The 20,704-nt window shown below is 56.9% G+C and carries 18 protein-coding genes; 6 read left to right on the top strand and 12 right to left on the bottom strand.

Features of this window, described 5'->3' with window-relative positions; all coding sequences use genetic code 11:
- The first annotated feature begins 25 nt into the window (after positions 1-25).
- Positions 26-388 (top strand): response regulator transcription factor, encoded by a 363-nt coding sequence (locus NC979_RS01605; RefSeq protein ID WP_190523112.1) that lies wholly within the window; start codon positions 26-28, stop codon positions 386-388.
- A gap of 7 nt (positions 389-395) precedes the next feature.
- Here NC979_RS01605 and NC979_RS01600 read toward each other — a convergent pair whose 3' ends face one another.
- Entirely contained in the window at positions 396-1,028 is a 633-nt protein-coding gene (locus tag NC979_RS01600; protein ID WP_190523110.1) for a DUF1003 domain-containing protein, read from the bottom strand.
- 393 nt (positions 1,029-1,421) lie between these two features.
- Here NC979_RS01600 and NC979_RS01595 point away from each other — a divergent pair, with 393 nt between their 5' ends.
- Entirely contained in the window at positions 1,422-2,063 is a 642-nt protein-coding gene (locus tag NC979_RS01595) for a ParA family protein (RefSeq protein WP_190523108.1), read from the top strand.
- Positions 2,060-2,803, top strand: coding sequence for a coiled-coil domain-containing protein (locus NC979_RS01590; RefSeq protein ID WP_190523106.1), 744 nt, complete (start codon positions 2,060-2,062; stop codon positions 2,801-2,803). Before NC979_RS01595 ends, NC979_RS01590 begins: the two co-directional genes overlap by 4 nt.
- Before the next feature lie 323 nt (positions 2,804-3,126).
- Here the strand turns inward: NC979_RS01590 and NC979_RS01585 are convergent, their stop codons facing one another.
- The 3 genes from NC979_RS01585 to NC979_RS01575 form a co-directional block, all read right to left on the bottom strand.
- Positions 3,127-3,369: a DUF2811 domain-containing protein gene (locus tag NC979_RS01585; protein WP_190523104.1), complete on the bottom strand. Its 243-nt coding sequence runs from the start codon at positions 3,367-3,369 to the stop codon at positions 3,127-3,129.
- Entirely contained in the window at positions 3,366-3,503 is a 138-nt protein-coding gene (locus tag NC979_RS01580) for a hypothetical protein (protein ID WP_190523102.1), read from the bottom strand. The genes NC979_RS01585 and NC979_RS01580 overlap by 4 nt, the downstream gene beginning before the upstream one ends.
- A 513-nt stretch (positions 3,504-4,016) precedes the next feature.
- Positions 4,017-4,571 (bottom strand): hypothetical protein, encoded by a 555-nt coding sequence (locus NC979_RS01575; protein WP_190523100.1) that lies wholly within the window; start codon positions 4,569-4,571, stop codon positions 4,017-4,019.
- 159 nt (positions 4,572-4,730) lie between these two features.
- On the opposite strand from NC979_RS01575, the gene NC979_RS01570 reads away from it, so the two are divergent.
- Positions 4,731-5,414, top strand: a complete 684-nt coding sequence (locus NC979_RS01570; protein WP_190523099.1) for an SDR family oxidoreductase — start codon at positions 4,731-4,733, stop codon at positions 5,412-5,414.
- A gap of 88 nt (positions 5,415-5,502) precedes the next feature.
- Here NC979_RS01570 and NC979_RS01565 read toward each other — a convergent pair whose 3' ends face one another.
- The 5 genes from NC979_RS01565 to NC979_RS01545 form a co-directional block, all read right to left on the bottom strand.
- Positions 5,503-7,464 carry a hybrid sensor histidine kinase/response regulator gene (locus NC979_RS01565; protein ID WP_190523098.1) on the bottom strand — a complete coding sequence of 654 codons (1,962 nt, stop codon included), beginning with the start codon at positions 7,462-7,464 and terminating at the stop codon, positions 5,503-5,505.
- 3 nt (positions 7,465-7,467) lie between these two features.
- On the bottom strand, positions 7,468-7,917 hold the full coding sequence (locus NC979_RS01560; RefSeq protein ID WP_190524431.1) for a response regulator: 450 nt from the start codon (positions 7,915-7,917) through the stop codon (positions 7,468-7,470).
- The gene (locus tag NC979_RS01555; RefSeq protein ID WP_190523097.1) at positions 7,917-9,608 is read right to left on the bottom strand and encodes a response regulator; all 1,692 of its coding nucleotides are present in this window, start codon (positions 9,606-9,608) and stop codon (positions 7,917-7,919) included. Before NC979_RS01555 ends, NC979_RS01560 begins: the two co-directional genes overlap by 1 nt.
- Positions 9,605-15,712, bottom strand: a complete 6,108-nt coding sequence (locus NC979_RS01550; RefSeq protein WP_190523096.1) for a hybrid sensor histidine kinase/response regulator — start codon at positions 15,710-15,712, stop codon at positions 9,605-9,607. The genes NC979_RS01555 and NC979_RS01550 overlap by 4 nt, the downstream gene beginning before the upstream one ends.
- A 261-nt stretch (positions 15,713-15,973) precedes the next feature.
- Complete coding sequence (locus NC979_RS01545) at positions 15,974-16,441, bottom strand: molybdenum cofactor biosynthesis protein MoaE (RefSeq protein WP_190523093.1); 468 nt, start codon at positions 16,439-16,441, stop codon at positions 15,974-15,976.
- A gap of 207 nt (positions 16,442-16,648) precedes the next feature.
- Here NC979_RS01545 and NC979_RS01540 point away from each other — a divergent pair, with 207 nt between their 5' ends.
- Positions 16,649-17,401: an ElyC/SanA/YdcF family protein gene (locus NC979_RS01540; protein ID WP_190523092.1), complete on the top strand. Its 753-nt coding sequence runs from the start codon at positions 16,649-16,651 to the stop codon at positions 17,399-17,401.
- A gap of 78 nt (positions 17,402-17,479) precedes the next feature.
- Here NC979_RS01540 and NC979_RS01535 read toward each other — a convergent pair whose 3' ends face one another.
- Positions 17,480-18,496, bottom strand: coding sequence for an aspartate carbamoyltransferase catalytic subunit (locus NC979_RS01535; RefSeq protein WP_190523090.1), 1,017 nt, complete (start codon positions 18,494-18,496; stop codon positions 17,480-17,482).
- On the opposite strand from NC979_RS01535, the gene NC979_RS01530 reads away from it, so the two are divergent.
- Positions 18,495-19,151: a hypothetical protein gene (locus NC979_RS01530; RefSeq protein ID WP_348253518.1), complete on the top strand. Its 657-nt coding sequence runs from the start codon at positions 18,495-18,497 to the stop codon at positions 19,149-19,151. The genes NC979_RS01535 and NC979_RS01530 overlap by 2 nt on opposite strands.
- Before the next feature lie 190 nt (positions 19,152-19,341).
- Here the strand turns inward: NC979_RS01530 and NC979_RS01525 are convergent, their stop codons facing one another.
- Both NC979_RS01525 and NC979_RS01520 read right to left on the bottom strand, forming a co-directional pair.
- Entirely contained in the window at positions 19,342-19,863 is a 522-nt protein-coding gene (locus NC979_RS01525) for a universal stress protein (RefSeq protein ID WP_190523086.1), read from the bottom strand.
- Positions 19,864-20,093: 230 nt separating this feature from the next.
- Positions 20,094-20,669 carry a universal stress protein gene (locus NC979_RS01520; RefSeq protein ID WP_242024172.1) on the bottom strand — a complete coding sequence of 192 codons (576 nt, stop codon included), beginning with the start codon at positions 20,667-20,669 and terminating at the stop codon, positions 20,094-20,096.
- Positions 20,670-20,704 lie beyond the last annotated feature (35 nt).

The raw sequence follows: 20,704 nt of genomic DNA, 5'->3' as shown, positions 1-20,704 counted from the left end.
TGCATACCGTCAGCGAGGCATCGGTATGAGTACAGTGCTAATTGTGGATGACAGTTCAACCCTGCGAGAAATGATCGCCGGGCTGCTGATTAAGGCGGGTCTGACCGTAGTGGAAGCCAAAGATGGCGTAGAAGCTCAGGAGATGATTCAGGCAACGCCTCCCGATCTGGTAGTGCTCGACATTGTTATGCCCAACATGAATGGCTATGAGCTCTGTCGATGGATCAAAAACACCGCCGCCACCCAAAATATTCCGGTCATTATCTGCTCTAGCAAGGCCGAAGAGTTTGACCGCTACTGGGGCATGAAGCAGGGGGCCGATGCCTACATCACCAAGCCCTTTCGCCCTGCCGATATGATCAGCACCGTCAAGCAGCTGCTGCGCTAGCTCTCGGTTAAACATCCTCTACAGATTCTCTAGATTCTTTTTCCACCGATACTTCTTCTTCCAGGTTTTCTTTTAGCGCCTCCAGCACCGCCAGGGGATCGGTGGAGATTTGCATGAGAGCGGCCTCGTGGTCGTAGCGCTGCACGATATCGGGCAGGTCTTCCCGCAGCTCTTCTATCAGCGCAATGATTTTGGCAATTTTCTTCTCTGATAGCAGGTTGAGCTGAAGCATCAGCTGGGTGCGTTGTTCGGCAAAGCTTTCCTGGCGGTTTTGGCGAATCAGCACCCCGGTCGAGATCAGCAGCGACGCTGCATCTAGTCCCTGGTCCGCCCAGCCGAAGGTGGGTAGTTCGAAGGGCAGCAGACCGGCGTGGTTAAGCGCATCGCCACCCAGCCACAGGCCTAGACTCAGCAGCAGCAGGTACAAGAACCCAGGTCGACTAAACCACGAGGCCACCACCTCCAAAATTTGCTCGGTGGTCGAGGCCTTCTCGGCCTCCTGGCGGTGAATGGCAATGATTGCTTCAATGTTTTCGGCAATGGGGGCAGGCAGCGGAGCCGTCAAAATGCGCTGCTTAGGACGACGGCTAAACCAGGTCCTTGACGACGTAGTGGCAGGTGACTCGGTGGAATTAGCCATGGGAGATTGGGTAAGCGGTTAGGAGTAATAAGCTTTCGATATCGATAGGGCGCTTTTGGATCTCCAAAAGCGATCGCCTCAAATAGCCCCAGGAGGCAGCCACAGCCAGTTATGGCATAATGCTGCGCCCTGGGGCTGATCTCGACTAGGGTGGCTGTATTTTATCAAGGGGGCAGGGGGATGGGTGGGGGTAGGCGACGAGGTTTTTAGAGAATGGGGCAAATCTGGATATGCTGTTCGAGCAAGCTTGCAGTACTATTCCGTAGGTTGAGGCGTTGGCGTGGTTCTGGAAACCGAGCAATGCAGCGCTTGCTCTAGCTGATCTATCCTCGAAAAACCTTGGTAGTCAGCTTGCTAGAGGCTTTGGCCGCATCTCCTGAGGAGGAACTTTAATTGGCTAGCCCAATTGTGTTAGCGGTGTTTAACGGTAAAGGAGGGGTGGGCAAAACCACCACCGCCGTTAATTTAGCAGCGGTGTTTGCGGAGACGCGATCGGTGCTGCTAGTCGATGCTGACCCCCAAGGGTCGGCCCTGTGGTGGACGGGGCGCAGCCCGGTTGAGCTGGGCTTTGAGGTAAAAGCAGAATTTAACCCAGCTCGGCTGAAACGACTCAGGCAGGAGCATACCCATGACCTGATCGTAGTGGATACTCCGCCGGCGCTGGGGTCAGCGACCCTGGCGGCGGTGATTCCAGCGGCGGATTATTTGCTGTTGCCCACACCACCGGCCCCCATGGATTTGGCCGTGCTGATTACTACAGTGAATGAAGCGGTATCGCCCAGCGGGGTATCCCATCGAGTATTGTTGACGAAGGTGGATTCCCGCAGCGTCGGCGAAGCCATTGAAGCCCAGAACACCCTACTGGAGCTAAAAATTCCCGCCTGTAATGCGTTTATTCGTGCCTACAAAGCTCACGAGCGGGCCGCATTAGAGGGGCTGCCGGTGCTCAAGTGGCGCGGCAAAAACAGCCAGGAGGCCCGTTCTGACTACTGCCGAGTTGCCGAAGAACTACAGCGAGACTGGACCCAGCCATGACGAAAAAAAGCCTCTCCGATCTACTTAAAGAAGAAGTGAATAAGGCTGACGCCCCAGACCCTGCGATCGCCCCTCAACCTGAGGCTGATGAAGCGCCTGTAGCCCCTAAGGCTACGGCCAGCCGCCGCGCTTCCCGGTCTGGGTCTTCTCGCCGCACCGCTACCAGCCGCCAGGCGGCTAAGCTCGAGGATAAAGCGGCGCCTGCCCCTAAGGCTAAGGCGGAGGTTGTTGCGGCTAAGCCCCAGGCTGAAGCAGAGGCCACAACGGCGGAGCCTGAGGACAAAGCAGAGGCTCCGATCGCCCCCGATGTTGACCTAGCCCAGCGGGTGAGTGCTTTAGAAAAAGACCTGGCCACCGCTGAGAAAGACAAGGCTCAGCTCGAGAAAATCATTGCCGGGCTGCAAAAAGATCTCGAAACCCAACAGGGCCGTCTATTTGAGCTCAAGGACAGCCTCGATCAGGCAGAGGCAGGAACCAAGACTAAGGCCGAGGCATTGACCAAAACTCAGGCCGAGCTGGATGAGGCTAAGAAAACCATTCTGAAGCTAGCTGAGACCCCGGCCCCCCCTGCGGCTCCGTCTCCGGCAACGCGCCGTACCTCTGGGGTAGACATCACGCCCCGCCGCCCCATGGAAGCTAAGGATAGACCTACCTACCATCGAGGGGTGCCGGAGTACACCATCCAAAAAGGGCAGCCCAACCCGATGTTGACCGATTCCGATATTGGCTGGGTTGATTAGGGGCAGAAAACTCGGGGTTTGAGGTATGACGTTTAGAGTTGCGCCTCAAACCCAGGTCACGGGCATCGCAATCCGTTGAAAAAACTATCGCTGATATTTTGCGCGATAGTTGCATCTCAAACCCGGATTACGAGCGATCGCAATCCAGTAATCTCTCCAGCCAAAAGTGACTGATTATTGAGGGTTCAAGGTTTAGGAATTCAGGGTTTAAGGTTCACGACCCACCCTGAACGGGAGACCTTAAACCCTAAACCCTGACCGTCAGAGCTTGTCACAATCAGCCTGGTCAAGTACTAGCCCATGGTCGGCTAGCCTACTTGCCACTAGATAGTGTAGTCAAACAGGGCATCGAGGTAGATGCGGTTGACATCGCGACGACCTTTAGCGGCCGCTCTTTGACTATCGCCCTGGTTACTCTGCATCAAAAACAGCGATAGGGCGGCGCAGAATACGCGGTGCTGGCTCCAGGCGGGGTTGGCATCTAGGTAGACCTGAAGCGCGTTATAAAGGTCTTCCGGCACTTCTGCCATGAGGCTAACTTTGGGAGTGCTCACGTTGAGGGTCATAGGGCGCTGCCTTGGTAGGGGGAGATGAACTGTAGCGATCGCGGCGGGACGAAATCCAGCGGACCGGCGTTGAAGCCAGCCATTGGGATGGGCAGCATAAAGCCGCCCACAGCAACCAGGCGTGAAAGATTCAACGCCTGCCGATGCAACACTCTGTCTACTAAAAGAACATGGGGATTTATCTGGGCTAACTTTGCCCAGGGCGAAACCGGAGTGCTATAAGCCAGCCTGTAAGAACCCAGAGACGGGCCTTTCGGACTGGGGGAGCGCGGTACTCGGCTCTGCCAGTCGCATCATTTTGCCGAACTCCTCGGATACTGTCAATCTTGCCTTACAGGCCTGTTTGAGCTAGCAGCCCAGGGTTCCCACGACGGAGTAGGGGTTCTAGCGGTTCCCAACAGCAGACAGGCGGGCAGGCAGCCGACTAGGCGATCGCTGCTGAAGAAAATACCGTTTTCCACAGGGCTGCCCAAGCCCGTGCTCCAACGTGAACTCCTGGGGAAAACTTGGGGAAAAGTCGGTTGAACCTGGGGAAAACCTGGGGAAAAGCCCTTTTAGATATTTTGTTTTGTAACGTTTTGCCGGTGTATCTCTTGACAATAGTCAAGAGCATTGCTCTAGCTGATGGTCAGGCCCTTTGGGCGATATTAATCCTTTGTATCAATTGCACGGCGGGCGGGCACTGCGCCATCGAGGGCTAAGGGAGAGGGAGCCACGGGTGGCCACCGCACATCCCACAGAGCCCAGTTAGCCGCCACCAGCAGTAGCACAATCACCAGGGTGCGCCAGGGCACGCCGCTGCCAGGGCTAGACCAGCTCAGGCGGGGGCTGCCCTCACCGGCAACAAACTGGCGCAGTTGCTCTCTTAAGGCCGCCGTCGACAGCGGCGTGCGCACCTCTGGCAGAGTGATTTGATGAGCTGTTCCCAGCAGCGTCAGCCGGTGGCAAAAGCGCACGCCGCCGTGGGGATTGTTGTCGCACAGCTCTGAGGTCATGGCCACATCATTGAGCAAAAAGCTCTGACTCGGCAGCCAGGCCCAGGGAAGCGGTAGGGTGGCCCGGCAGTAGACTTGACCAGGGGCGGCGCGATCGCACACCACGGCGCTAGGGGCGGGCTGACTCACGCCCCATAGCCCTAGCATCACCAGGCAGAGCACCACTACCACCGGTATTTGCCGTAGTCCCAATCTCCAGTTGCCCATTACGATGCTTCCGTATCCACGTTCCAGGACTTGTCTATGCCCCATTTCATTTCATCCTGACATAGCCCGCCCCTTGCGCCCACGGTCAGATTAAGGCATGCTCAGCCATAGTCTGGAGCGGAATCGTCCGATCGCACTATCCTTGAGCGCACCTACACCATGGGTAAACACATCGTCATCACTGGAGTAAGCCAGGGGCTGGGCCGAGCCATGGTCGATGGCTTTGTGGCGGCAGGCCATCGGGTATCAGGCTGTGCTCGCGGGGCCGAGACCATCGCCGACTTAACGACGCAGTACCCTGCCCCCCACCAATTCACGGCGGTCGACGTTCGCGACGACGCAGCGGTGGCAGCTTGGGCTAGGGAGGCGATCGCCGCCAATGGCCTGCCCGATTTGGTGATCAACAATGCGGGCTTGGTCAATCATCCAGCCCCCCTGTGGAGCGTGCCCGCCGCAGAGTTTGACGCGGTGGTTGCAGTCAACCTCAACGGCACCGTCAACGTTATTCGCCACTTTGCGCCGCCCATGGTCGAGCAGCGATCGGGCATTTTCGTCAACTTTAGCTCCGGCTGGGGGCGATCGACCTCACCAGAGTTTGCCCCCTACTGTGCCACCAAGTGGGGAATAGAAGGGCTGACCCAGGCCTTCTCGCAGGAGCTACCGGCGGGTATGGCGGCAGTAGCCCTCAACCCCGGCATTATTCACACCGCCATGCTCGAAACCTGCTATGGCGACGATGCTGCAGCCTATACGCCTATCGCTAGCTGGGCAAAGGCAGCGGTACCCTATATCCTCAACCTTCAGCCCTCGAATAATGGGCGCGCGTTGACAGTACCGGGGTAGGGAATAGGGGATGAGGGAAGGAAAGGATCCGGGGAGAGCGGCAGTTTTTAATCGTGCCCTTCCTCCCTGCCTCGCTTGCCCTCCCAGCTCACTCACTTTCACCGCGGCCAATACTAACCTGTTGGGCAAAACCTGCTTGCCGATATCCCTTAGGTTTCAGCGCTTCACCTACGACTTGAAGTAGTTCGTCAATGGTGTAGGGCTTGGGTAAAAAACTTTCAATTTCGACAGCAATGGAGGTCGGCTCAGCATTTTGCTGCGGCAGCCCACTGACAGCAATTATATGCACTTGGGGGTTGAGCTTGTGTAGAATTCGGCAGGTGGTAGCCCCATCCAAAGCGGGCATCATTAAGTCCATGATCACCAGGCGAATGTCATGTTGATGTTGAACGTAGAGGGCGACCGCATCAAGACCATCACAGGCCGTTATTACGCGATAGTTGTAAGCCTCTAGGGTGGCTTGAGTCACTTCCCGAATGGGGGCTTCGTCATCGACGACCAAAATCAGCTCTTGATTGCCGAGCCAGACCTCAGTAGAACTCCGCGCTGGGGGGTCAGCAACCTTAACCGCAGGTAGAAAAACTTTGAACTCAGTACCTTGATTGGGCAGGCTGGAGACGGTAATAAAGCCGTGATGACTCCTCACAATTCCTAACACCGTTGACAGCCCCAGCCCGGTGCCTTTGCCAATTTCTTTAGATGTAAAGAACGGTTCAAAAATGCGATCGAGAAGCTCAGGCGCAATGCCGCTACCGCTATCGGCAACGGTGATTGCAATATAGCTTCCGGCTTTAGCATCGAGATTTGTGCGGGTATAAGCTTCGTCTAGGGTGAGATTTTCTGTCGAAATTTTTAGGGTTCCCCCCTGGGGCATGGCATCGCGGGCGTTAACGCACAAATTCATCAGCACTTGGTGGAGCTGGGTGGCGTTGCCCACAACGGGCCACAGGTCCATAGAGGTATCTACCCGCAGCTCAATAGATTTAGGAAAAGTACCGCGAATAATCTGTTGAATTTCACGAATCACATGTCCAGCTTGCAAAATTACATTTTTGCCTTCACCCCCGCGGGCAAAGGACAACACTTGCTTGATAATATCGCCGCCGCGTCGAGCATTTATCTCTAGAAGCTGGAGCAGTTCTAGGCTGCGTTCATCTTGATGGAATGACTCCATCTGTAAAAGCTGAGAGGTGGCTAAGACAGGGGTCAAAATGTTGTTGAGATCGTGGGCAATACCGCTGGCCAAGGTGCCGATGCTCTCCAAGCGCTGAGCGCGAAAAAACTGTGCCTCTAGCTGTTTTTTGCTAGTGATATCGGTGTTCACCACCAGAATGAATTGGGGTTGACCATCGTCGTCGCGCACCAGAGTCCACCGACTTTCAACGGTAATAGCTTGACCGGTTTTAGTGATTTGATTGAGTTCCCCGTGCCATTCATTGTCGAGCATTAACTGCTGCTGAATCTGCTGCATTTGCACTGAATTGTCGTCGGCATAGAGCAGCTCGGTGGCTTTTTGCCCCAGGGCCTCTGCCGCTGTCCACCCGTACAGCCGCTCCGCGCCCCGATTCCAAAATAGAATTTGGTTTTGCCCGTCGCGAACGAGAATGGCATCGGTGGCGATATCGAGCAGCGCCGCTTGCTCGCGGATCTTTTGCTCCGCCCGCTTGCGTTCAATGGCATAGCGAATTGAGCGCACCAGCAGCTCGCCAGTGATCTGGCCTTTGACGAGATAATCTTGGGCTCCGGCCTGCACGGCGTTGAGCGCCAGGGTTTCATCGTTTAGGCCGGTGGTGACGACGATCGGGGTTTTGCGCTCCTGCTGGTGCAGCTGGGTGAAGGTGGCAAACCCCTGACTGTCGGGCAGAAAAAGGTCTAGCAGCACGACGTCGAAGGGACTCTGCTTGAGGTACTGCATGCCCTGATCCAGGCTGTCGGCATAGTCGAGCTGGATGGCAACCGAGGTCACCTCCCGCAGCAGCTCCTGCATCAACCGTCGATCGCCGGGGTTATCCTCAATCAGCAAAACGTGGATGGGGGCTTGGGGAACCATAGGTTACTCCGACGGCAGTTCTACGGCAGACAGCCAGAAATCTTCGATGGATTTGATGCTGCGACTAAACTGCTCGAGATCAAGGGGTTTGGTGATGTAGCAGTTGGCGTGGAGGTCGTAGGCGCGATTGATATCGTCCTCGGCCTGGGAGCTGGTAAAGACAATCACCGGAATGTGCCTGAGCACAGCGCTGGTTTTAATCATTTTCAGCACGTCTAGGCCGCTGCGGCGGGGTAAGTTTAGATCGAGCAGCACCAAGTTGGGATTGGGCGCGTGGCGGTAGGGAGCAATGCGGTTCAAAAAGGCGATCGCCTTCTCGCCGTCATCCACCACGCTCAGATGATTGCGCATTGAGCCTTCCTTCAGCACTTCTTGAGTCAGCCGGATGTCGCCAGGGTTATCTTCCACGAGCAAAATTTCGATGGGATGTACCACGCTTCTGGACGGCACCATCATGTCATGCCTCCCTGGGGAATGGTGAAGTAGAAGGTTGATCCTTGGTCTAGGTCAGCCTCCACCCAAATTCTGCCGCCGTGCCGCTCCACAATTTTTTTGCATACCGCTAGCCCAATGCCCGTGCCCGGATAGTGAGTGCGGTTATTGAGCCGTTGAAAAATGACAAAAATTTGGTCAGCGTACTGGGGGTCAAGGCCAATGCCATTATCCTGGACGGAAAACAGCCAGTCATCTTCCGTTTGGCTGACAGCAATCGCAATGCGAACCGGAGCCTCACCGTGAAATTTAATGGCATTGCCGATCAGATTCTGGAACAGCTGGACTAGCTGGGTGGGGTCAGCTTGGACAAGGGGTAAGTCTGGGTAGGTGACGACGGCCCCACTTTCTTCGATCGCGAGCTGGAGATTGGCGATCGCCTGCTCAACAGCGGCGGTACAGCTAGTAAGCTCAAAGGCATGGCCCCGGGTGCCAATGCGCGAATAGGTCAGCAGGTCGTTAATCAGGGTGCGCATGCGTAGGGCCCCGTCGACGGCAAACTGAATAAAGTCATCGGCGTCGGCGTCGAGTTGGCCTTTGTAGCGGCGCTCTAGGAGTTGAAGGTAGCTGGTGACCATGCGCAGCGGCTCTTGCAGATCGTGGGAGGCAATGTAGGCAAACTGCTGGAGTTCAGCATTGGAGCGGGCGAGCTCCTGGCGCTGCAGGGTCTCCTGTTCTAGGAGCTGGGCCTGGGTGAGGGCGATCGCAATTTGGTCGGCGAGCTGCTGAAGCAACTCAGTTTCAAACACTGTCCAATGCCGGGGGCCAGCACATTGGTGGGCAATCAGCAGGCCCCACAGGTCGTCTTGGGTGAGAATGGGCACCACCAGCTTGGCCTGCACCTCCAACTGCTGCAAGAACTCGACTAGACAGGGCGCGACGTGATCTTGAGCCACATTGACTAAGCTGCGGACCCGCCCCCGGCGGTACAGTTCCTTAGATTCGGTCGGGAACACCTCCTGGGGAAACACCATGCCTAGAACCTGGGGAAAGCCGGGCTGCACCGCCTCGGCTACCCCGCTGCCGGTGCCATCGGGCCAGAGGCGATAGATCAACACCCGGTCGGCTTGGAGAATAGTTTTAACCTCAGTGACCGCCGTTTGCAGAATGTCGTCGATCTGCAAGGACTGGCGGATTTTGAGGGTGACGTCAGCAAACAGGTGCGATCGCTGATTTTGGCGCTGTAGAGCGGCTTCGGCCTCGGTGCGTTCCTGCACTTCGCGCTCTAGCAACAGGTTTTGAGCTTGCAGCTGTTGAGCTAGGCTTTGGAGGCGCAGGTGGGTTTTCACCCGGGCCAGCACCTCTTCGTACTGCAATGGTTTGGTGATGAAATCCACCGCCCCCAGCGCCAGGCCTTTTACTTTGTCCGTGGTTTCCGTGAGGGCGGTTAGAAAAATTACCGGAATAGCAGCGGTGGTTTCCTGCTGTTTCAGGCGACGACAGGTTTCAAAGCCATCCATACCCGGCATGAGAATGTCGAGCAAAATCAAATCTGGGTTGGCGTATCGCGCCTTTTCCAAGGCGCTTTCGCCATCCTCGGCAAATAGAACTCTGAACCCGGCATTGTTCAAAAAATCGAACAGCACATCTAGGTTGGTCGGGGTGTCATCTACTACCAGAATGCTTGCAGTCTTCGCGGCGTCCTCGCTCATACCGGTGGTTGATAGCGTTTAATCAGGTCGATGGCCTGTCTTCCCTTATAGCTTAGGGCTAACTGCCTGAGCTGGGTGGTAAAAGGGGCCCACTGCGGCCCATGCTGTTCGAGCCGCTCAGCATGGGCCACGACGCCTTTGAGATCTCCCATTAGAGCGAGGTTGAGCAGGGTGTCGAGTTCAGACCCAGGAGGAATAGCGGTGGAGAAGAGGGGGAAAGTGGAGAGCTGGGTTGGGGCAGATGGCAGGGGGGTGGGAGAGATGGGCTCGTACAGCCATTCCAACCCCAGGTGGAGCTGAAGCTTTTCCAGCAGAGCCGGTTCGTGGATGGGCTTGGGCAGAAAATCGTCGCAGCAGGCAGCCTGACTCTGGTGATAGTCAAATTCCATCACGCTGGCGGAAATGGCAATCACAACAGTGGTTTGCAAAGCCGGGATTTGTTTTAACCGACGGGTCATTTCAAAGCCATCCATCAGCGGCATCACCAGGTCTACCAGCACGACATCGGGCTGATGCTGCACCGCTAGGGCCAGCCCCTCTTGGCCATTGGTCGCCTCCAACAGCTGAAAGCCGAGGGGAGCTAAAAAGTCGACGATTACGGCTCGGTTATATTCCTTGTCGTCTACGACTAGAACGGTGCGGCGATCGCCCCCATAGCCGACGATCACCTGCCCGGTGGTCAGGCTACTTGTCTCGCCCGGCTGGGTTGTCGACAGATCGAGGTCAAACCAAAATCGGCTGCCCTGGCCCAGATTGCTGCTGACGCAAATGTCGCTGTCCATTAGCTGCACCAGCTGGCGACTAATTGCTAGCCCCAACCCTGTGCCCTCGGTGTGCTGCCCCGCCTCTGGGGTGCGGTGAAACGGGTCAAAGATCTGCGCCAATTGCTCGGGGGCAATGCCTACCCCCGTATCGATAATTTCAAAGCGAATCAGGTTGGCAGAATCGGCCGCTCCCTCCCGATCAGCTTCCGGATCGCGTCTCGGGAGCCAGGCTTGGGCAGGGCCGACCTTGAGTGAGACCTGACCCGCCTCGGTAAATTTGACGGCGTTGCCCAGTAAGTTCAGCAGCACCTGCTGGAGCCGCTTTTCATCGGCATAGACGTACTCAGGCAAGGGCGAGATCATTTCGTAGGTCAGCGAAATCTGCTTCTGGCTGGCCCGGATGCGGCAGATTTCCACCACATTTTCGAGGAAACGGGGCAAGTGAAAGACCTCTGGGTGGAGCTCCATTCTGCGCGCTTCGATTTTCGACAAATCGAGCACGTCGTTGATCAGCGTCAGCAGGTACTCACCGCACCGATGAATGACATCGATGCCCTGCCGCTGCGGTTCGGTGAGGGTCTGGTGCTTTTTCAGCACCTGGCTATAGCCCAAAATTCCGTTCAGGGGCGTGCGCAGCTCATGGCTCATGTTGGCGAGAAACTCACTCTTGGCACGGTTGGCGACCATGGCTGCCGCTTCGGCCCGCTGCCGTTCCTGAATCTCCTGCTGCAACAGGACGTTCTTATCGCGCAGTTCTAGGGTGCGATCGCCCACTTTGGCTTCCAGAGTGCGGTTGGCCTCCTCCAGATCAGCATAGAGGCGAGCATTTTCAATCGAAATGGCGGCTTGTGCTGCCAGCAGCTGCAAGACCTCCAAACGATCTGGGGTAAAGGCACCGGGGGTGAGGTTGTTCTCTAGGTACAGCAGCCCGGTCAGCTTTCCCTGGTGCAGGAGGGGAGCACACAAAACGGATTTGGGTTGCTGAGCGAGGATGTAGGGATCCGTCGCAAATAGGTCTTCGGCCGTGGCATCGCTGAGTACTAGGGCGGTCCGGGTTCTAGCCACATAGTTGACCACCGACAGGGGTAGGGGCGGCGGAGCAACCTCGTCTCGATCGCTCCCGAGCTTAAGATCACCCTGCTGCACGGCAACCCGATCATCACCTACCGTTTCCGAAACTGCGCCCGAGACTGCGATCGCTAGCTGCCCATTGGTGTCCAGCAGCAAAGCCCCCTGCTCCGCCCCGGCATTTTCCAGCACGATCTGCATCAGCTTGGTGAGCAGATCGCTCAGCACGATTTCCCCAGACAGGGCTTGGGAGGCCTTGATGACAGTGGCGAGATCAAAGCCTTTGAGCCCGCCCGTCGATACCGAGCTGCTGGTGAGCGAGGCTGTCGACGGGCCAGGCTCTTGCCTAGGTGCCTGGGTGCCCAGGGAGGGATATTGGGCCTCTAGCGCCTGGGCCTTGGCGATCGCGCCCCAGCGTAGGTAGCCGTAGTAGGCCTCAGCCCGATACACCTGAGCCACTTTGTCGTGGCCCTGGGCCTGGTAAAACTCGGCAGCTCGCTCGTTGGCGATCGCTTCTTCCTGACTGTAGCCATGCTCTCGGGCTCCGGCAATGGCGCGATCGTAGTGCTCCATGGCCAACCAGGGTTGCCCCAGCAGGCGGGCTGTCTCCGCCTCCACCAGATCCAGCTTGTGCTGCAAGTTCATTGGCGCAAACTGGGCCGATCGCCGTAGGGCCGCCTGGTTCTGCTCGACTTGGCTGAGCACCGAGTCGAGGGGCAGGGCTCCCGCCACGCCCAGGGCCAGGCGGGTCAGCACAGCGTAGAACTGGAACACCGGCACCACTAAAAATCCCTTCACCCCGTCCAGGTACTGTTCAGCTAGCTCCGCATCCTCTAGGGCTTGGTCGTACTGGCCAAACAGATAGCTGAGGATTAGTTTGTTGAGGTAGAAGTAGTGCAGACCAGTGCGATCGTTGCCGGCCTTGAGCAAGGGCAAGGCCTCTGCTTCTCGGTAGATAGCTCCCTGGAGGCGGCTCGGGTGCTCCGGCGAGTCCATCAAATTCAGCACCGATTGCTGCACAATCTGGTTCCAGCCCAGAGCGTTGTCCTGCTTGAGCTGGGCCAGAGTAGTGCTAATCGTCGCCATTTCAGTGGCAAGTTTGGGCAGTTCTTGCCCCATCATGTATGCATGGTGACAGCGCTGAATCGCCGCGTAGCCGCCGTATTCAAGCTGGCCGTTTTCCAGACCACTTTGGTAGCCCTCCCACAGCAAGGGCAGAGTTTCGCGAACGTGAATTTTGCCGTGCAGCGTGCAGGCTCCGGCAATAAAGCTAACGCTGGCTTTTAGATCCACCGCGTTAAACTTTTCGACCACCTGGAGGGCGAGCTGGCCGAACCGATAGGCCGCTTCACTATCTTGCAAAATGCCGTTAAGAATCACCCCGTAACACACGTAGCTGTAGGCGGCGAAGGGAGAATTGCCATAGCGCAGGGAGAGACCGATCTGTTCGCAGATCACTAAAGGAAACAGCATCGGTGCGGCCTGATAGCAGGGCGATCCGAGACTGGTCAGCATGCGAATGGTGGCGAGTTTCTCGGCGTCGCGAATAGGAGGGAGGTTGAGCAGGTCGGCGGAACTTTTGCCCTCTAGATAGCCAGCGGTTTGGGTCAGCACCTGCTGAATGTCGGCCAAGGTGGGCGACGGCGGCAGGCTCACCCCCAGCCGTTCCAGCGCCTGCAACCCCAAGTGCACCGCTTCTAGCTGTTTGACCTGGGCCATGCAGGCCTGAATTTTGACCTCGTACACAGTCATGGTGTCTAGGGGCGATCGCCCCTGACGCAAAACAGTTGCGGCCCAGGCCTCCATCTGGTCAAAATCACCGTTCAGGTAGGCTGTTTCAACAGCGGCATTGTGCAGGGCCAGGGTCAGGTCGTACTGCTGCTGCCAACTGGTTTCTGGCAACAGTTCCAGGCCCACCGACAGGTAGCGCAGGGCCGAGTCGTAGGCGGCAGCGGCTTTGGCCTTTTGGCCTGCCACCCAGTTGATCTCGGCCATCTGGTAGGCTTCAGCCTCTGAGGTCAGCAAACCGACGCCGTAGTTGAGCTGGTTGGCGATCGCAAAAATGTTGTCATTGCGCTCTGCCGCCGGAATATTTTGCAGCAGTAGTTGACCAATTTTGAGATGGGTTGACCGCCGTTGCGACTCTGGAATTAACGAGTAAGCGGCCTGCTGTACCCGGTCGTGCAAAAACCGGTAGACAATCTGAGCGGTGGTTTTTTCTGCCGCTGACTCAACCGACCTTTCGTCGGGAGTATCGTCTAAATCCATCACCAGGGGAATTTTGTAGGCCTGGGTGAGGGGCACCACAAATTCGGCTTGCAGAGCTTCCCACAGATCATTGGCCGTTGCTGTTTGAGACGCTTCGTTCACGATCGCCAGCACGTCTAGGGAAAATTTATCCCCAATACAGGCTGCTAGCTTTAACACCTGCTGGGTCTTGGCAGAGAGTTTCTGGATCTGATTCACCATCAGTTCCACCACGTTCTCGGTTATTTCAATACCCTGCAACACCGCCCCATCCCAGCACCACTGGCCCTGGTCAAAGTCAAACCAGAGCAGCCCGTCCTGGTGCAGCGATTTCAAAATCTGGGTGACAAAGAAGGGGTTGCCCTGGGTTTTCTTGAAGATCAGCTGGGCTAGAGATTGGGCTGGGGCGGCGTCATTGTGTAGCGTGTCGGCCACTAGCTGAGCGACCTGGGGCAGCCCCAGCGGTTGCAGCACCAGATTTCGAACCGTTGCCCCAGCGGCTTGGATCTGCTCTAGGGTATGCATGAGGGGATGGGCCAGGCTGACCTCGTTGTCGCGGTAGGCCCCCAGCAGCAGCAAATACTGGCTCTCGGGATTCGTCACCAGTAGCTCGATCAGCTTTAGGGAAGGCAGATCGGCCCACTGCAAGTCATCCAAAAAAATCACCAGGGGATGCTCTGGCTGGCTGAACACCCCAATGAACTGCTGAAAAACCCGATTAAACCGATTTTGCGCTTCCGAGGCCCCCAGTTGGGGAACCGCTGGCTGAGGCCCGATGATCCGCTCAACCTCCGGAATCATCTCCACCACAATCTGACCGTTGGCACCTAAGGCCACCAGCAGCTTGGCTCTCCACTGGGCGACCCGGTCGTCACTTTCGGTTAGCAGCTGCCGCATCAGCTCTTGAAAGGCCTGAGTCAGCGACGCGTAGGGGCTGTTGCGCTTGAACTGGTCAAACTTACCGGCAATAAAATACCCCCGCTGCCGAGCAATGGGCTTGTGAACTTCCTGCACCAGAGAGGTTTTGCCAATGCCCGAATATCCGCTCACCAGCATCAGCTCCGCCGCTCCAGCGCTGACCTGCTCAAACGCGGCCAGCAGAGTGGCGACTTCGTTTTCCCGACCGTAGAGAGTCTGGGGAATGAGAAACTGGCTGAAGCAGTCGAGTTGACCAATCGCAAAGGGGGCGATAGTGCCCGTCTCTTGCAGTTGCTGCTGACAGCGCACCAGATCGGCCTTCAGCCCCAGCGCACTCTGGTAGCGATCTTCCGCTGTTTTCTCCAGCAGTTTCATCACCAGGCCAGCCAGGGCGGCGGGCAGGTCGGGGCGGAGCTGATCGGGGGCCGCAGGGGTTTTGGCGATGTGGCAGTGCACCAGCTCCAGCGGGTCAGTGGCTTGAAAAGGCAGCTGACCGGTCAGCATTTCGTAGAAGGTCACGCCCAAGGAGTAAAAATCGGCGCGATAGTCGATCGTCCGATTCATGCGCCCGGTTTGTTCCGGCGAGAGGTAGGCCAGGGTGCCTTCCAGCAGCGTGGGATGACTTGCGGTTAGGTTTTCTCGAGACAGTCGCGAGGCAATGCCAAAATCGATCAGTTTGACCTGTCCGCTGGTTGGATGGATCAGAATGTTGCGGGGGTTGATGTCTTTGTGAACAATCTGGCTCTGGTGTAGTGCGGCTAGCGCAGCAGTGAGCTGAAGGGCAATGGCAAGAAATTCATCGCTGCTTAGCGAACGTTGCCCCAGATAGTCACTTAAAGCAATGCCGCCAAAATCTTCTAGCACCAGCGCTAGCCCATTTTGGTATGGCTCTAGTGCCAGCGCCTTGATAATTTCTGGGCTGTCCAAGCCATCCAGAATGCTAAATTCGTGCTTAAGACGCGTGATCTCTTCTAGGGAGGGATATTCCGCTCTCAGCAGCTTGACCACGACAGGCTGCTCACCTGGCTGAGTCACCCCAGCATAGACTCGGGTGTGCGCTCCCTCATAAACGGCTCGTTGGAGGGTATAGCCTGTGATGTCCTGCAAAACCGTTGAAGAATCCCTAGCGATCGCTCAAAAATGCCGCTGCCGATGGGTGCAAATAGTTACAAACTCAGCACCGCAATTTTATACATTCTCCCCAAACAAGGACGGACACTGCTCCCGGCCCGCTCCTTTGACAGAAGCGCTTGGCGATCATGGTATCACCGGAACAGAAGGAGCCACAGATAAGGAAAGCAACCTACACATTCCGCTTCAAAACGCCTGTCTGGGCCGAAACACAATGGGCGCTGTATCGACGATCTTCTACTCCTCACAGGCACCGATACTCACCCAGCTGGTCGAGCCATCTTCCCAGTGCTCTTTTTTCCAGATCGGGGCATTGTGCTTGAGGGTGTCGATCGCATACTGACAGGCGGCAAACGCCTCAGCCCGGTGAGGGCAGCCCACGGCCACCAACACGCTGATGTCGCCCACAGACAGCTTGCCGGTGCGGTGGTGAATGACAACACGGGTGGCCTCCGCCCAGGTGTCGCGGATCTGGGCGGCGATCTGCTTAAACACCTCTAAAGCCATAGGTTCGTAGGACTGGTACTCCAGCGCCACTACAGTTTTGCCCTCGCTGTTGTTGCGCACCATGCCGCTCATCACCACCACGGCGCCGTTGGCGGGGTCATCGGCCAGGCCATAAACCTCGTTGAGGGATAGAGGGGCAAAAGTCACCCGCAGACTGTCAGCAGGTGCTGCAACAGATTTTGGCGTAGCAAGCGACATAAAGAACTCATAAATAACGACAGAAGCGGCACCGGCTTCACAAAAATTCGTCTATCGTAACTGGCGGTTACGTCATGCAGCCATCCCTTAGCAAGGCAACCGATCAGGGCGGGGGCATCCCGTATTGGGGCCGACAGCCCCCGTGGCCAATGCCTTGCATTATAGGGTGGGCATCCTTGCATCTAAAGTCTAAGCCGGAGGTATACCGTGGTTGATCTATCAGCCTGTCAAATTACAGCGGCGGGCGACCTGACGCGATCGCTCTGGCGACTGCTCAATCTGCTCCTACAGCCAACCTCCATCCTGCCGGTACTGGCCGTGATGATTGCTGCGCCCTGGATTGTGCGCCCCCGCCGGTGGAAGCGCCGGATTAGTTTGGCTGGAGTGCTGCTGGTGCTGCTCTACAGTCTGGGCCTATCTCCCCTAAGGATCCAAATGGGTGGAAAAGGACTGGCGCTGCTGATTCCTCGCGATGGCGGCCAGCCTGCCGATGCCATTGTGGTACTAGGCCGCGGGGGAGACTTTCGACCCAGCCGGGTGCAGGTGGCCGCCGAGTTGTGGCAGCAGCAGCGAGCCCCCCTCGTCTTTGCCAGCGGGCGCAGCGATGCCAAAGAAATTGGCCAAATGCTAAAGGCCACCGGGCTGCCAGCAGAGGCGATCGACGGCGAACCCTGCTCGGCCACCACTAACGAAAACGCCCTATTTACAGCGGCACTGCTGCAACCTCGGGGAATTCGACGGCTGATTTTAGTCACCGACCCGCCCCACATGGCGCGATCGCTCCTCACATTCCGCAGTTTGGGGTTCGAGGTCACGCCCCACCCCAGCCCCATCCCACGAAGTCTAGACAATCGCAAACGCCAATTTTTGGTACTGCGAGAATGGGCTGGACTAATCGGCTATGGCATGATGGGCCGATATTTTGCGCGAGAAACAGGGGAACCGGGGTTTGGGGCGTAGGGGATGATGGAGTGATGGGGTTACGGGGTGATGGGGTTTTGAATTAAATGTCTTAACGCAAAACTACTCTCTACTCCCTCACTCCTCACTCCCTTTCTTCCCCACTCCCATCAGGTACAGCAGCGCCATGCGCACGGCGACGCCGCTGGTTACCTGGTCGCTAATTAGGCTTAGGGCGGGGTCATCCATCAAGTCAGAGCTGATTTCAACGCCGCGGTTGACGGGGCCGGGGTGCAGCACTTTGACGGTAGGTTGGCAGGCTTGGATGCGATCGCGCGTTACCCCAAACCCTTGATGATATTCCCGCAGGCTGGGCAGCAGGTGCTGGGCCATGCGCTCCTTTTGCAGGCGCAGGGTCATGACAAAGTCGGCCCCTTCTAGGGCTGGGGCCAGGGTGCTGTGCTGCACGATGGCGCGGGGAATATCAATGGGCGATTGGGTAATAAAGGCGTCGGCGAAACCGGGGGGCAGCAGGGTGGGTGGGGCCGCCAAGTGGACCTCAGCGCCGCAGGCCGTCAAGCACCACAGGTTGGAACGGGCGACACGGGAGTGGAGAATATCGCCGACCAAGGCAATTTTCTTGCCTGCCAGCAGCGATGCTGTGGGTTGTTCCGGATCAAGGGTCAGACCCAGTGTGAATAGATCGAGCAGGGCCTGGGAGGGATGGGCGTGGAGCCCGTCGCCGCCGTTGAGCACGCCGACACCAGTGTTTAGCCGGTCCATTTCGGCGGCGATCGCCCCTGGCACCCCCGCCTCCTGGTGACGAATCACCATTAAGTTGGTGCCCATAGCCAGGTAGGTCTTGGCGGTATCTAGAATGGTTTCACCCTTGGTGAGCGACGAGGTACCGGGGGCAAAGTTGAGCACATCTGCCGACAGGCGCTTGGCGGCTAGCTCAAAGCTGCTGCGGGTGCGAGTGGAGGGTTCAAAAAACATGTTGGTAACCACCAACCCCTGCAGGGCGGGCACCTTACGGGTGCGACGCGACAGCACCTGCCAAAAGCTCACCGCCGTTTCCATCACCGTTTCAAACTCCGCCGCCGTAAAATCAGCCAGCGACAGCACGTGTCGTCGATTCCAGGAAGCACTTGCCATGGTCCGTTGTCCCAACCCCGTTCAATACCGTCCCCACCATACCCGGCCCGGGGCCTCAAGGATGATCTTCGGGATGATTTCTCTAGCGCTGCTGGCTCTGCTGGGGGGGTGCGTGGAGAATGAGGCCGAGTCAGGAATAGCCGCGTCAACCCCTACCCAATCGACTGCCAGCCCTAGCCCCAGCGAACCACTGGGCAAGGAAAGCTCAGGCCCCATGGTAACCTTGCCTGACCCCACCAATGAGCTTGTCGCTGCCAATCGCCTGATGCAGGCCAAGGCCCGACGGCTAGTCGTGCCTGCCGACCCAGTCGCCGTGGACCTCTACACCCTCGACGATCGCTGCGAAGGCTACCAAACTGAGCCCATTCAGGTACCCCGCCAGCAGAGCATGGAGAACACCGTTGCCCTAATCATGGCCGAGCAGGTAACTCCAGAGCTGACCCTCTCGGGCTACCGCACCAGCTTTAACCCAGAAACCAACACCGTTACCATCGACCTGCGAGTGGCCCGCGACTCGCGCCGAGTGCTGCAATCGCTGTCGGTATGTGAGCAAAAGGCCCTGCTGGGCAGCCTACGAGAAACCCTGATCAATCAGCCCGATTGGCGAATTGAGGCTGTGACGTTTACTAACCGGGGCAACCCCCTAGTGCTGTAAATCTCCAGCTTTAAACAACAGCACGTCCGTCCAGCAGATCCGCGTAGGGCAAGTAGCCTTAACTTGAGCTGAAGCTTTTATTAGCTACAAAGTTTCAACTTCCCAACACCTATACCAATTTAGGTATCCGTCTTATTTCCCCAATACTAATTGTTTGGAGGTGTTGTATTGGCAGCTAAAAAACTCCGGCTCAGGCAGGTTCAGAGGCTTTAGAGAAAAGTTCAACCTCTTGACTGCTATCGTTGGGCACCAATAGGGTTGGACAAGAAGCATGCTTTGACACATAGTCACTCGTGCTGCCCATTACGAGTTTTTTCAAGCCCTTTTTGCCGCTGCTGCCCATCACAATTACGTCGGCGCCCCAGGTTTTAGCGAGCTGACAGATAAACGAGCCAGGCTCGGACATTTCACAAATAAAATCTGCTGAGACATCTCGTTTTAGAGCCTCAGCGCGCAACTGTTCTAGCCATTGTTTAGTCTCTTGAGCTCGCTGTAGCCGGGCAGCCTCCTCTTCGTGCTGCATATTAGTAGGGCTTTGCAGGCCTACTCCAGCATCAATCAGCTTCCCCAGGTTGTCGTGGGAGCTGATATTGAGGCTGTGAACCAGTTGTAGCTGCCCTTGGGAAGACTGGGCTAACCCCAGGGCATAGTCAAAAACGCGATCGGAGGCGGCAGTGCGATCGAGGGCCACCAGAATCTTTTGATAGCTCACAGTTTCTTCCTCAAGAATATAGGTGGCGAAGTTGCTTAGAACGTCTAATGGAGCTGCTCAAGTGGGGGTAGACACGATCGCCCCACCATCACCCAAGAACAAATCGTGGCTATGACACCTAGATCAGCAACATAGGTTTTTAGGGGCATAGCGAACCCTAACCAAATAGGACGGCTCCACGGTTGAAGGTCCAATGCCTAGTGCTGATCTACGTCGACGAGGTGCTCAATTTACTTGGGTAGCCCCAGTACAGAGCACGGGGTCTGAGAATCTAGCTGCTGCACCAAGCGGTGCTTGGTGTTGTGACAACCCACCAGTAGCACTTCAGCCCCGATCTCCTTGGCTACCTGGCTAAGCTCGGTCGCAACCTGACCTACCCGCAGGTGGGCGTTGAGTGAGCCGCGCCATTCACTGGCCAAGCAGCGAGCCTGCCACAGAATGCGATCGGCATTGGCAATGGTTTTAGGGCGAGTTTTATCGACAACATAGACGACATGCACTAGCACAGGGTTAGGCTTAGCCAAACGGGTTTGATGAGCTACGCATAGGGCCAGATCGAGGGCTGCCTGGCTATGGGCTGAGCCACTGTATCCGACCACAAAATTGATCGTTTGCTCGTCTGTATTGGGGCCTGTAACAGGCGGTTTCGGCCGCAGTAATAAAACAATATTCTTTGCGAGATCGCGACGACCTAGGGCCGCCTCTAAACGCATAATCATGGGCTTGATTGCCGCCTCGGGAGAGACCTGAGGTGCATTCAGAAATGGCTGCCTTGATGGGGCAGTGGTGCGCGATTTGAGCTGCATGAGACCCTCCTGGAGCCTAGTCATGAACAGCGAAC

It is taken from the genome of Leptolyngbya subtilissima AS-A7 (genome assembly GCF_039962255.1).
Lineage (GTDB): Bacteria > Cyanobacteriota > Cyanobacteriia > Phormidesmidales > Phormidesmidaceae > Nodosilinea.
Note: the sequence above shows the minus strand (reverse complement) of the source record. Positions and strands in the feature narration are given on the sequence as shown.